This is a genomic window from Streptomyces sp. NPDC101160 (assembly GCF_044768205.1).
In the GTDB taxonomy this organism is placed as follows: domain Bacteria; phylum Actinomycetota; class Actinomycetes; order Streptomycetales; family Streptomycetaceae; genus Streptomyces.
Window position 1 is genome coordinate 1 of the sequence record NZ_JBIWPJ010000008.1, and the last position, 12,943, is coordinate 12,943.

9 protein-coding genes are annotated in these 12,943 nt (G+C 73.2%); 5 read left to right on the forward strand and 4 right to left on the reverse strand.

The features are described 5' to 3' along the window. Positions 1–444 precede the first annotated feature (444 nt). Together ACIRSU_RS25750 and ptsP are read left to right on the forward strand one after the other, a co-directional pair. Positions 445–894 carry a PTS glucose transporter subunit IIA gene (locus ACIRSU_RS25750; RefSeq protein WP_403796523.1) on the forward strand — a complete coding sequence of 150 codons (450 nt, stop codon included), beginning with the start codon at positions 445–447 and terminating at the stop codon, positions 892–894. 84 nt (positions 895–978) lie between these two features. After that, the gene (ptsP, locus tag ACIRSU_RS25755) at positions 979–2,649 is read left to right on the forward strand and encodes a phosphoenolpyruvate--protein phosphotransferase (protein WP_403796525.1); all 1,671 of its coding nucleotides are present in this window, start codon (positions 979–981) and stop codon (positions 2,647–2,649) included. A 72-nt stretch (positions 2,650–2,721) separates the two neighbouring features. Here the strand turns inward: ptsP and ACIRSU_RS25760 are convergent, their stop codons facing one another. Both ACIRSU_RS25760 and ACIRSU_RS25765 read right to left on the reverse strand, forming a co-directional pair. Then, positions 2,722–3,657: a hypothetical protein gene (locus ACIRSU_RS25760; RefSeq protein ID WP_403796527.1), complete on the reverse strand. Its 936-nt coding sequence runs from the start codon at positions 3,655–3,657 to the stop codon at positions 2,722–2,724. 28 nt (positions 3,658–3,685) lie between these two features. Then, a complete protein-coding gene (locus ACIRSU_RS25765; protein ID WP_403796530.1) occupies positions 3,686–5,038 on the reverse strand; it encodes an MFS transporter in 1,353 nt (450 codons plus the stop codon). A gap of 48 nt (positions 5,039–5,086) precedes the next feature. On the opposite strand from ACIRSU_RS25765, the gene ACIRSU_RS25770 reads away from it, so the two are divergent. Beyond that, the gene (locus tag ACIRSU_RS25770) at positions 5,087–6,406 is read left to right on the forward strand and encodes an aminotransferase class I/II-fold pyridoxal phosphate-dependent enzyme (RefSeq protein WP_403796533.1); all 1,320 of its coding nucleotides are present in this window, start codon (positions 5,087–5,089) and stop codon (positions 6,404–6,406) included. 105 nt (positions 6,407–6,511) lie between these two features. Here the strand turns inward: ACIRSU_RS25770 and ACIRSU_RS25775 are convergent, their stop codons facing one another. After that, positions 6,512–8,485, reverse strand: a complete 1,974-nt coding sequence (locus ACIRSU_RS25775) for an acetoacetate--CoA ligase (RefSeq protein ID WP_403796536.1) — start codon at positions 8,483–8,485, stop codon at positions 6,512–6,514. A 215-nt stretch (positions 8,486–8,700) separates the two neighbouring features. Between ACIRSU_RS25775 and ACIRSU_RS25780 the strand changes: the two genes are divergently transcribed. After that, on the forward strand, positions 8,701–11,196 hold the full coding sequence (locus tag ACIRSU_RS25780; protein ID WP_403796539.1) for a TIM-barrel domain-containing protein: 2,496 nt from the start codon (positions 8,701–8,703) through the stop codon (positions 11,194–11,196). A 179-nt stretch (positions 11,197–11,375) separates the two neighbouring features. On the opposite strand, the gene ACIRSU_RS25785 is transcribed toward ACIRSU_RS25780, so the two are convergent. Continuing rightward, positions 11,376–11,894: an NUDIX domain-containing protein gene (locus ACIRSU_RS25785; protein WP_403796542.1), complete on the reverse strand. Its 519-nt coding sequence runs from the start codon at positions 11,892–11,894 to the stop codon at positions 11,376–11,378. 68 nt (positions 11,895–11,962) lie between these two features. Between ACIRSU_RS25785 and ACIRSU_RS25790 the strand changes: the two genes are divergently transcribed. Then, complete coding sequence (locus tag ACIRSU_RS25790; RefSeq protein WP_403797485.1) at positions 11,963–12,832, forward strand: M15 family metallopeptidase; 870 nt, start codon at positions 11,963–11,965, stop codon at positions 12,830–12,832. Positions 12,833–12,943 lie beyond the last annotated feature (111 nt).

The following is a 12,943-nucleotide window of genomic DNA, read 5'->3' on the forward strand; positions in this document are numbered from 1 at the left end:
TCACCCTCGCGGGCTTTCCTCCGGGCGCTTCCTTCGTTTCCGACTCTATCAGATCTTTCCGATCCGATTTCCTCGGTGCTTTCCGGTCCCTTTTCCTGGCGTTTGCCTTTCGGGCCCTTCCGGCGGGGTCAAACACTACCAGGCTTTCTCGGCCCCTCTGACCACACCCTCCGCGAGCATGCAGAGGTGTAGACCACTGAGGTTAGGATCTGGCTTGATAGGCGCTGCGGACTCACGACTCAGCGTCGCGTTGGAGTCACGCAGGAGTACGACAGTACATCCCACCGTCACTAGACGCAAATCGTTTCCGGTAGTCCCTAGGTCCGCCAACCGGTACATCTCGTGCGGAACTAGGACTTCCTATGACATAGGCTTCTGAACCAGTACGCCGTCCAGGACAGGTAGTGACGGCGTAACACGATCTCCGCCCCTGGGAGGCATCCCATGACATCCGTGACGTCGCCACTCGCTGGACGCGCCATCGGTCTCGCCGCTGTACCCGACCCCGTCTTCTCCGGTGCGATGGTCGGTCCTGGCACCGCCATCGACCCCGTCCGTGAGCCCGGCGAGGCGGTGTCGCCCGTCGACGGGATCATCGTCTCTCTGCACCCGCACGCGTTCGTCGTGGTGGACGACCAGGGCCACGGTGTGCTCATCCATCTCGGCATCGACACCGTTCAGCTCAACGGCGAGGGCTTCGAGCTCCTCGTGAACAAGGGCGACACCGTGCAGCGCGGACAGGCGGTCGTGCGGTGGAACCCCGGCGCTGTCGAAGCGGCCGGCAAGTCCGCCATCTGTCCGATCGTGGCGCTCGAAGCCACGGCCGACTCTCTCTCCGATGTCGTCGAGGCCGGGGACGTGAAGGCCGGCGACGCGCTCTTCTCCTGGAAGTGACCGCCGGCTCGTCCTTCCGACGAGCGCGCATACGACATTGAAACGACGCGGCGGCCCGGCCGCCGCTCTATCGGAGACGGTGAGATGGAGACAACGCTGCGAGGCGTCGGTGTCAGCCATGGGGTGGCCATCGGCGAGGTCCGGCACATGGGCACGGCGGTCCTGGAACCGCCGGCCAAGCAGATTCCGGCCGATGAGGCGGAGCGCGAACAGGGGCGCGCCCGTCAGGCCGTGGAGGCTGTGGCAGCCGACCTGATCGCTCGGGGCAATCTGGCCGGCGGCGAGGCCCAGGCGGTGCTCGAGGCCCAGGCGATGATCGCGCAGGACCCGGAGCTGATCGCCGACGTCGACCGTCGGATCGCGGTCGGCAGCACTGCCGAACGCGGTATCTACGACGCGTTCTCGCACTACCGGGAGCTGCTCGCGGGTGCCGGTGAGTACATGGCCGGCCGGGTGGCAGACCTGGACGACGTGCGGAACCGGATCGTGGCGCGCCTGCTGGGCGTACCGATGCCGGGTGTGCCGGACAGCGACGAGCCGTACGTGCTGATCGCCCGGGACCTGGCGCCGGCCGACACCGCGCTGCTGGACCCGGCGCTCGTGCTCGGTTTCGTGACCGAGGAGGGCGGGCCGACCAGCCACAGCGCGATCCTCGCGCGGGCGCTGGGTGTGCCGGCCGTGGTCGCGCTGCCGGGTGCGGGCGAGCTGGCCGAGGGCACGGTCATCGCGGTGGACGGTTCCACGGGAGAGATCTTCGTGGAGCCGAGCGAGGAGAAGAAGGACGCGCTGACCCGCGCGGCCGAGGAGCGGAAGGCCGCGCTGGCCGCCTCCAGCGGTCCGGGGGCGACCTCGGACGGGCACAAGGTGCCGCTGCTCGCGAACGTGGGCGGTCCGGCGGACGTGCCGGCGGCGGTCGAGGCCGGTGCCGAGGGCGTGGGTCTGTTCCGTACCGAGTTCCTGTTCCTGGACGACAGCGCGAAGGCGCCGTCGGAGGAGAAGCAGATCGAGGCGTACCGCAAGGTGCTCGAGGCGTTCCCCGAGGGCCGGGTGGTCGTGCGGGTGCTCGACGCGGGAGCGGACAAGCCGCTGGACTTCCTGACGCCGGCGGACGAGCCGAACCCGGCGCTCGGCGTGCGGGGTCTGCGGACGCTGCTCGACCACCCCGAGGTGCTGCGGACCCAGCTGACGGCGCTGGCGAAGGCCGCCGAGGGTCTGCCGGTGTACCTGGAGGTCATGGCGCCGATGGTGGCCGACCGTACGGACGCCAAGGCGTTCGCGGACGCGTGCCGTGCGGCGGGGCTGCGGGCGAAGTTCGGCGCGATGGTGGAGATCCCGTCCGCCGCGCTGCGGGCGCGCTCGATCCTGCAGGAGGTCGAGTTCCTGTCCCTGGGCACGAACGACCTGGCGCAGTACACCTTCGCCGCCGACCGTCAGGTGGGTGCGGTGTCGCGGCTGCAGGATCCGTGGCAGCCGGCGCTGCTCGATCTGGTGGCGCTGTCCGCGGAGGCCGCCAAGGCCGAGGGCAAGAGCTGTGGTGTGTGCGGTGAGGCCGCCTCGGATCCGCTGCTCGCGTGTGTGCTGACGGGTCTGGGTGTCACCTCCCTGTCGATGGGTGCGGCGTCGATTCCGTATGTGCGGGCGACGCTGGCGAAGTACACGCTGGCGCAGTGCGAGCGTGCGGCGGCCGCGGCGCGTGCGGCGGACACGGCGCACGACGCCCGGATGGCCGCGCAGGCGGTGCTGTCCGGGGAGTGATCCGGCGGACCGTGACCGGTTCGGTTGTCTAAGGGGCTTCCCGCCACGAGGTGGCGGGAAGCCCCTTCGGCGTCAGTGGGGGTGGTGGCCTGGGTCGTCGGGGGTGAGGGGGAAGCCGGCGCGGTAGTCGACGTGGGGTTCGGGGCTGATGGGTTCGCCGGTGCGGGCGTCGGTGCAGTAAGCGTCGAAGACCTCGGCCTCGGTGAGCGGGACGAGCCGGCCCTGGTGGAGGCGCCAGCCGTGGAGGCGGTCGGGGGCGCCGGGGGTGCTGGTGCGCAGGACGACGCCGCCGGGGGTGGAGCGGGCGATGCCGGCGGCGAGCACGGTGACGAACTCGGCGCCTTCGGCGGTGTCGAGGCGGGCGGGGCCGGAGCTGTCGCGGGTGGTGTGGAGGAGGGCGATGAGCTGGTCGCCCTCGGCGGGGACGCTGCAGACGAGGTGGTGGGTGCCGGGTCCGGCGGCGTCGAGGAGGCGCAGCAGGAGCTGGGAGGCACGGTCGAAGGAGGCGCGGCCGATGTCCTGTCCGCAGTCGGCGCAGGTGCCGGCGTCGGTGAGGAGCATGGTGGCGTACTCCCAGGTGGCGCGGCGGACGGCGGTGTCGACGAGGAGCGGGACGAGGGCGTCGAGGGGCTGTCCGGTGTAGGTGACGCGGGGGCCGCCGGCGGCGCGTTCTGCGGTGTAGCGGCTGCGGCTGGCGGGGTGGTCGGGGTCGAGGCCGGTGTCGGCGCAGTAGTCGGCGTACTCCTCGGGGTCGAAGAGGGCGACGGTGGTGTGGCCGACCTGGGCCGCGAGGGTCTTGAGGAGTTCGTCGACGTGGGCGAGGTAGCGGGCGTGGTCGTCGAAGGCGAAGGACGCGTACTGCCTCATGGCGGTGAAGTCCTCCTCGTCGGCGAGGAGGGCGACGGTGCCGGCGATCTCGCGGCGCAGCGCGCGGCGGAGCGCGGTCGTGGTGGTGCGGGTGGTGCGGGCCTGGCCGGAGGCGCCGGGTGTGCGGTGGTGCTGGTTCATCTCTCCCCCTGGGTGTGGGCACGGTCGATCAGTGCTCACTCACCGTAACTGTCGGCACTGACAGTGACGACTGCTCGGCCGGGGCGGTCGGGGCGGTCGGGGCAGCTGGGGCAGCCGGTTCGGCCGGAGCCGGGGGGTCCGCCCGTTCGACGCGGTCGCGGATCAGCCGGTACTGGGCGGCTCCGGTGGCGACGAGGGCGAGGCCGAGGACGGGCCAGGCGAGGGCGCCGGCGGTCATGACTCCGGTGACGAGGAGGGGTCCGGCGAAGCGCTGGCCGGACTGGGCGAGGCCGTGCACGCCGAGGTAGGAGCCCTGGGCCTCGGCGGGGGCGAGGGCGACGGAGAGTTCCCAGGAGGCGGTGGCGTGGATGATCTCGGCGAAGGTCAGCGCGATGACGGCGACGGCGAGGGCCGTGATGGCGAGGGCGCGGCCGCCGGCCGCGGAGGCGGCGAGGGCGAGGGTGCCGACGATCCAGAGGCCGACGAGCGGGACGATCAGGCGCCGGGCTGCGCGGGTGGTGGCGCCGAAGCGGGCGAGCGGCACCTGGAAGAGGACGACGAGGACGGTGTTGAGGACCAGGAGCAGCGGAGCGAGGCCGACGGGGGCGGTGGTGGCGTGGACGATCCAGAGCGGGACGGCGACCTGGAGGATCGTGTCGTCGAGGAAGAGGGCGGCGTCGGTGGCGGTGTAGGCGAGGAAGGTGCGGTCGCGCCAGGGGTTGGCGGGGCGGGCGGCCTTGGTGTGCCCGTCGGTCGCGGTGGCGACGACGCGGGCGGGGGCCGGGGGTTCGGCGCAGCGCAGGGTGAGGAGGGCGATGACGAGGTAGGTGACGACGTTGCCGACGAGGAGCAGTCCGTAGGCGCGGGTGCTGCCGGTGGCGAGCGCGGCGGCGGCGCCGAGGCCGCCGAGGGACCAGCCGATGTTGACGGTGGTGCGCTGGATGGCCTGGTAGCGGACGCGGTCGGGACCGGCGATCCGGGCGGCGTAGAGCTTGATGAGGACGCTGCCGGCGCGGTCGGGCAGGGCGCCGAGTGCGGAGTAGAGGGTAAGGAGGAGGAAGTTGTCCGTGGTGAGGAGGGCGAGGAGGGCGGCGCCGCGCATGAGTTGGGCGGCGGCGATGATCCGGACGAGGGGGAAGCGGTCGGCGATGCGGCCGGCGAGCGGCGCGCCGGCGATGCCGACGCCGCCGGCGACGGTCATGAGGAGGCCGACCTGGCCGAGGCCGAGCCCGGACACGTAGGTGAAGTAGAGCGCGGTGCAGCCGGCCCAGAGGCCGGTGCCGGTCTTGTCGATGATGCTGACGACGAGCATCCGGCGGCCGTCGCGGCCTCCGGGTATGCGGTCGAGAGCGGTGCGGTGCCACGCGGTACGACGGCTCACTCGGTTCCCCCTTGACAACGAGCTTTGTATTGATACATAGTTCAGTACGTGGCAACACAATATGCGATCACAGGGGCGACGGCCAAGGGGATTGCCGCGTCCGTCGAGCGCGGGGTGACCGAGGGCGAGCTCGCGCCGGGTGACGCGCTGCCTCCCGTACGACGGCTCGCCGACGAGCTCGGCGTGAGTCCGGGCACGGTGGCGACGGCGTACAAGGAGCTGCGGCAACGCGGTCTCGTCGTCACGCGCGGCCGGGGCGGCACGGTGGTCGCGGAGGCGCCGTCGGTGGCCTCGCGGCGCCCGCCGCGGGTGCCGCCGGGCCTGGTCGACCTGGCCACCGGCCTGCCCGACCCCGCCTTCCTGCCGGTGCTCCGGCCTCCCGCCGAGGTGCGCCCCGCCTTCGGCTCGCACCGCGCCGTGCCCCGGCTCACCGCGCTCGAGGAGCTGACCGTCGCCTGGTTCGCACGGAGCGGCGTACCGGCGGAGCGGGTGACCTTCGCGCACGGAGCGCTCGACTGCATCGCCCGGCTGCTCTCGGTCGAGCTGCGCCCGGGGGACGCCGTGGCCGTGGAGGATCCCGGCTTCCATCATGTCCTGGACCTGGTGCCGGCGCTGGGGCTCCGGGCGGTTCCGGTGACCGTGGACCGCGAGGGCATGGTGCCCGAGGCGCTGCGGGTGGCGCTGCGGGCCGGGGTGCGGGCGGTGGTCGTCACCCCGCGCGCCCAGTGCCCCACCGGAGCCTCCTTCTCCCCCGCCCGGCGCGACGAACTCGTGGCGCTGCTGCGGGAGTACCCAGAGGTGCTCGTCGTCGAGGACGACTACACCGTCGAGATCGAGGCTCCGCCCGCGCCCACGCTGGCCGCGGCCGGCCTGGAGCGGTGGGCGCAGGTGCGGACCGTCTCGAAGCGGCTCGGCGTCGATCTGCGGTGGGCCGGGGTCGCGGGTGATCCGGTGACCCTCGCACGGCACGACGGCCGGATGGTGATGACGTCGGGCTGGGTCAGCCACATCCTGCAGGAAACCGTCCTCGGGCTGTTCTCCGACCCGGCGGTTTCCCGCCTGGTGGCGGCCGGGGAGGCCGCGTACACGGAGCGGCGGCTGGCGCTGGCCGGCGCGCTCGGCTCGTACGGGATCCGCACGGTCGGGGACAGCGGGATGAACCTCTGGGTGCCGGTCCGCGACGAGTCCGCGGTCGTGAACGGGCTTCGGACGCACGGCTGGTGGGTGGCGGCGGGCGCCCGGTTCCGGATCGCCGCCCCCACGGCCGTACGGATCACCACGGCGACGCTGCAGCCGGCGCAGGCGGAGCGCCTCGCCGCGGACTTCGCGGCGGTGCTCGGCGACGTGCAGGCGACGTACGGGGGTTGAGCCCCGGGGCCGGGAAGCCGAGAAGGCGAGCCGGCGGGACGGCGGGACGAAAAGGCAAGGCGAGAAGGGCCCCGCGCACCCGCGCGGGGCCCTTCGTCGGGTGGCTTACTGGGACTTGCGGGTGCGGGCCAGCTCCTCGTAGAAGGAGAGCAGGTCGATGTTGTCGACCGAGCCCGGGTTGACCGCCTTGGCCATCGGGGTGCCCTGGAGGAGGCGCTTGACCGGGACCTCGATGCGCTTGCCGGTGAGGGTGTGCGGGACCGCCGGGACCTCGATGATGTCGTCGGGGACGTGGCGCGGGGAGAGCTCGGTGCGGATCGTGCGCTTGATGCGGCCGATCAGCTCCTCGTCGAGGGTGGCGCCGTCGGCGAGGTGGACGAAGAGCGGCATCCAGTAGCCGCCCTCCGGCTCCTCCAGGCCGATGACGAGGGACTCGCGGATCTCCGGGAGGCGCTCGACGGCCTCGTAGATGTCGGCGCTGCCCATGCGCACGCCCTGCCGGTTCAGGGTGGAGTCGGAGCGGCCGTGGATGATCACCGAGCCGTGGTCGGTGATCGTGATCCAGTCGCCGTGCCGCCACACGCCCGGGAACATCTCGAAGTAGCTGTCGCGGTAGCGGCTGCCGTCGGGGTCGTTCCAGAAGTGGATCGGCATGGACGGCATCGGGTTGGTGACGACGAGCTCGCCCACCTCGCCGACGAGCGGCTTGCCCGAGGGGTCCCAGGACTGCAGGTCGGTGCCGAGGCAGGCGGCCTGGAGCTCGCCGATGTGCACCGGGAGCGTCGGAACGGCTCCTGCGAAGCAGGAGCAGACGTCGGTGCCGCCGCTCACGGAGGCGATCCACAGGTCCTCGCGGACCTCGTCGTGCAGCCAGCGGAAGCCGTCGGGCGGCAGCGGGGAGCCGGTGGTGGCCACGCACTTCACCCGGGACAGGTCGAAGTCACGGCCGGGGTGCACCTCGGCCTTGGCGCAGGCCATGACGTACGCGGCGGAGGTGCCGTACAGGGTGGCGCCGGTGCGCTCGGCGACGCGCCACTGGGCACCGGTGTCCGGGTAGCCGGGGCTGCCGTCGTACAGGACGACGGTGGTGCCGGTGAGCAGACCGGAGACGAGGAAGTTCCACATCATCCAGCCCGTGGAGGTGTACCAGAAGAACACGTCGTCCGGGCCGAGGTCGCAGTGCAGGCCCAGCTGCTTGACGTGCTCGACGAGGATGCCGCCCTGGGACTGCACGATCGCCTTGGGCAGGCCGGTGGTACCGGAGGAGTACAGCACCCACAGCGGGTGCGAGAACGGGACGTGCTCGAAGACCGGCTCGGTGTCGGCGGCGGTCAGCGCGGACCACTCCAGGGTGCCCTCGGGGGCCGGGGTGCCGAGCAGCGGGATGTGCACGACTGCGCGCAGCGACGGCAGCTCGGCGCGCAGCTCGGCGACGGTGTCGCGGCGGTCGTGCTCCTTGCCGCCGTAGCGGTAGCCGTCGACGGTGAACAGGACGACCGGCTCGACCTGCTGGAAGCGGTCGAGGACGCTGCGGGCGCCGAAGTCGGGGGCGCAGGAGGTCCACACGGCGCCGACGGCGGCGGTGGCGAGGAGGGCGACGACCGACTCGGGGATGTTGGGCAGATAGCCGCTGACGCGGTCGCCGGGCCGGACGCCGAGGCCGCGCAGCTCGGCGGCGAGGGAACCGACCTGGCGGCGCAGCTCGGCCCAGGTGACCGGCTTCGGCTCATGTGTCTCGTCCACATGGAGCAGGGCCGTGTCGTGGGGGCGCTGCTCGGCGGCGCGCAGCGCGTGCTCGGCGTAGTTGAGGGTGGCGCCGGGGAACCAGTCGGCGCCGGGCATGGCGCGGTCCCCGAGGACGCGCTCGTACGGGGTGGCGAAGCGGAGGTCGAACCATTCGGCGACGGCTGCCCAGAAGGCTTCGAGTTCCTCGACGGACCAGCGGTGCAGGGCCGCGTAGCCGCCGTCCGCGGGCGCTCCGTGGCGCTCGGCGGCCCAGGCCTGGAAGCGGGTGACGGCGGCCGCGGCGACGCGGTCCTCGTCGGGCTGCCAAAGCGGCTCGGTCTGCGCTGATGTCATTGGGTCGGCTCCCTGGCTGTACGCGGGGTCTGCGTGTGTCGCGCGCACGTGCGGGGTGTGCGCGTGACGCGGCTGACAGGGACGATGCCATGTGATCCTCTTTCGCACCAGGGTTCCCCGCCCATGGTCCGGTAGCTGAATATGTGCTCCCACCACGGGTGAACGGCAGTTGAACGAACCTCGCACGCCCCTTCGCGGATGGCAGGGTGAGCTGCATGGACGGTCGTGAACTGGTGCGTTCGGTGCGGGAGCTGGGTTCGGTGCAGGGGTTGCGGGCGGTGCGGTCCGCGTGGCGGCAGCGGCGTGCGGACGCGCGGGCGCTGCCGCGGCGGGGTGCGGAGAGGGCCCGGGTACCGGGTGCGGTGGCGGACGTGGAGTCGCTGCCGGGCGGCGGAATCATCCGTTTCGCCCGCTCCGAGCTGCGGGTTTCGGTGTCGGCGGGCGGCACCGTGTTCTGGGGCTGGGACGGGGCGGGGCCGCTGCCGTCGTACGCGCTGGCGGGCGAGCCGCCCGAGCCCGACCCACGGGCCGTCCTGGAGCCGGACACCGACGGCGGCTGGCGGGTGGTCTCGGAACGGGTGACGGTCGCGGTGTCCCGGCACGGGGCGGTGGAGGTGCGCACGCCCGGCGGGGTGGTGCTGCGCCGGGACCTGCCGCCGCGCTGGTGGGAGCCGGTGCGGGAGGGCTCCATAGGGCAGGGCGCGGAGGGCGGGGTCAAGAGTCCCGCGGGGCAGGGCGGGGCGGCGAGTCCCGCAGGGCAGGGCCAGGCGGCGAGTCCCGCAGGGCAGGGCCAGGCGGCGAGTCCCGCGGGGCAGGGCCAGGCGGCGCGGTGGGTGCAGCGCAGTGAGGTGCCGGCGGACGCGCGGTTCTTCGGGCTCGGCGGGCGGGCCGCCGGGCCGCGGCTGCGGGACGGCTCGTACCGGCTGTGGAACACCGACCCCAAGGGCAGCTTCTCCCCCGGCGACGACCCGCTGTACATCACCATGCCGGTGCAGCTGGTGGTCGCGGACGCCGGCACGCATCTGGCCTTCTACGACAACAGCTGGGACGGGCGGGTGGTCCTCGCCGAGGGCGAGGAGGGCGCCGGATCCGGGCACGACCGGCCGGGCACCAGCGAGGTGCGGATGGACGGCGGCCCGCTGCGCTGCTGGGTGGTCGTGGGCCCGCCCGCGCGGGTGCTGCACGGCTGGGCGGCGCTGACCGGCGCGCCCGCGCTGCCGCCGGCCTGGGCGCTCGGGCCGCAGCACGCGCGCTGGGGCTTCGGCAGCGAACGGGAGGTGCGGCGGGTGGTCGACGGCTACCTGGACCGGGGCCTGCCGTTGTCCGTGCTGCACCTGGACATCGACCACTACGACGGGCACCGGGTGTTCACCGTCGACCGGGAGCGGTTCCCCGATCTGCCCGGGCTCGCGGCGAAGCTGCGCGAGCGCGGGGTGCGGCTCGTGTCGATCGTCGACCCGGCGGTGAAGGCGGAGCCGGGCGATCCGGTCTACGACGGCGGGCGGGCCGCCGGGGCCTTCGTCCGCGACGACCGGGGCGACGAGGTGCACGGCGTGGTGTGGCCGGGCGAGTGCGCCTATCCGGACTTCACCGATCCGCAGGCGCGCGAGTGGTGGGGCGCGCTCTACGAGGAGCGGCTGCGACAGGGCTTCTCCGGGTTCTGGCACGACATGAACGAGCCGGTCTCCTTCGCCCCCTTCGGCGACCAGACGCTGCCCCGCTCCGCCCGGCACAGCCTGGAGGGCCGCGGCGGCGACCACCGCGAGGCACACAACGTCTACGGGCTGACGATGGCGCGCGCCGGTTACGAGGGGCTGCGCCGGCTGCGGCCGGAGGAGCGCCCGTTCCTCTTCTCGCGCTCCGGGTGGGCGGGGATGCAGCGGTACGGGGGGACCTGGTCGGGCGATGTCTCTTCGGGCTGGCCGGGGCTCCGGGCGTCGCTGGCGCTCGTCCTGGGGCTCGGGCTGTGCGGGGTGCCGTACTCGGGGCCGGACGTGGGCGGCTTCGACGGCAGCCCGACGCCGGAGCTGTTCCTGCGCTGGTACCAGCTGGGGGCGTGGCTGCCGCTGTTCCGCACCCATGCGGCGATCGACGCGGGCCGTCGCGAGCCGTGGGAGTTCGGGCCCGAGGTGCTGGAGCACGCGCGTGCCGCGCTGACCGAACGGGAGCGGCTGCGGCCGTACTTCGTCACCCTGGCCCGGCTCGCCCGGATGACCGGCGCGCCGTACGTACGGCCGGTGTGGTGGGGCACGCCGGAGGACCGCGCGCTGCGGGACTGCGAGGACGCCTTCCTGCTCGGCGACTCGCTCCTCGTCGCCCCGGTGCTCTCACCGGGCACGGACCGGCGGGCGGTGCGGCTGCCGCGCGGGCGTTGGTACGACACGGCGACCGGCCGGTCGTACGAGGGCCCGGGCCAGGTCCTCCTCGACGCGCCCCTGTCCCGGGTGCCGGTCCTCGCGCGGGCCGGCGCGGTGGTCCCGGTGCGGGGCGAGGACGGCGAGGAGCTGGTCCTGGAGGTGTGGGCGCCGGCGGCGGGGCGTACGGGCGGCGGACTGGTGGTGCGGGACACCGGGGACGGCTGGGAGCCGGCGGAGATCGAGCGGTACCAGTCGCGCCTGGTGGACGGGCGGGTCGTGGTGGAGCGGGTGACGGACGAGGGGGTGGAGGAGGCGGGGCTGCCGGTGCGGGTGCGGGGGCTCGGGGAGGGGTGACGGGATCCGGGATCCCGGATTTCGGATCCAGGATTTCGGATCCAGGAGCCCGGGTCCGGGGCGCTGGATCCGGGGCGCTGGATCCAACGTCCGGGATACAGGAGCCAGGGGATTGGATCCGGGAGATTGGATCCAGCGCCCCAGATCCCGGATCCCGGACGTTGGATCCAACCGCCCACTCAGCCGTACGCCCCCGCGAAGAAGCGCCGCACCGCCTCCGTGTGCAGCGGGAACGCCAGCTCCTCCGGTCCGTACAGCAGGTGGTGGCCGCTCGTCTCGTCCGTCACGGTCGACGGCGGGAGGGCGCCCGCCGGGCGGGGCGGGAGGAGGCCGAAGAGGAGGAGGTGGCCGGGCGGGGAGCTGAGGGCGTCGGCGAGGCGGACGTCGTCGGCGGCGGCCTCGATGCCGGTCTCCTCGCGCAGTTCGCGGACCACGGCCTCGTGCCAGTGCTCGCCGTAGTCGACGAAGCCGCCGGGCAGGGCGATGCGGCCGACGTGGGGCCGGATGGCCCGGGTGATGACGACGAGGGCGGTGCCGCGGGGCGTGGTGACGGGGAGCAGGGCGACGGCGACCGGGAGGGGGTTGCGGTAGGCGGTGGTGCCGCAGGAGGGGCAGGTGCGCGGCCAGTCGGCGTCGGCCGGGTAGCGGGCGCCGCACGTGGAGCAGTGGGCGTGCGGGGACAGCGGGGATTCGGTCACGGGGCCGACGGTATGCGATCACCCTTTCCCGGCGCTGCCGGAACTGGTAGACGGGGCGCATGACTCGACTGACTGGACTCGCCTCCGCCTTCCGCGCGCTCGGCGCGCTCGCCGCCGCCGGTCTGCTCGCCGCCACCGCCGCCGTACCCTCCGCCGGTGCCGCGCCGGGTGCGGCCCCGGGTGCGGCCCTGGTTGCGACCCCGGATACGGCAGCGGGTGCGACGCCGGAGCCCAAGGCGCCGCCGGAGTTCGTGGCGCTCGACCGGGTGGACCCGACGATCCTTCAGGAGATGCGCTATCCGACGGCGCACAACTTCGTCGGGGATCCGGTCGACGGGTACCGGCAGCCGGTGTGCATCCTGACCCGGCCGGCCGCCGCGGCGCTGCACCGGGCGCAGGTGGGGCTGCTGGCCCGGGGCTACACGCTGAAGGTCTACGACTGCTACCGGCCGCAGCGGGCGGTGGACCACTTCGTGCGGTGGGCGAAGGACCTGGCGGACGAGCGGATGAAGAAGGAGTTCTATCCGCTGGTGGACAAGTCGCGACTGTTCGCGGACGGTTACATCGCGGAGAAGTCCGGGCACAGCCGCGGTTCGACGGTGGACCTGACGATCGTGCGGCTGCCCGCCGCGCCCACGCGCCGCTATGTGCCGGGCGAGCCCCAGGTGGAGTGCTTCAGGCCGCAGGCGGAGCGGTTCCCGGATAACTCCGTGGACATGGGCACCGGTTTCGACTGCTTCGACACGCTCTCCCACACCGACGACCCGCGGATCCAGGGCGTTCAGCGCGCCAACCGGGACCTGCTGCGCGGCGCTCTCACCGAACAGGGTTTCGTCAATCTGCCGGAGGAGTGGTGGCACTTCACGTTCAAGCCGGAGCCGTTCCCGTCGACGTTCTTCGACTTCCCAGTGGCGCGGCGGTCGGTCGCGGGGCGCTGACGGAGGCACCGACGCACCGTCACCGGAGCGCACGGGAGTCATCCCCCGGTCCCGCCCGGGAGTCTTCTCCCCTCCCGCGCGGGCGTCTCCCCTTCTCCCACGCGGGCGTCT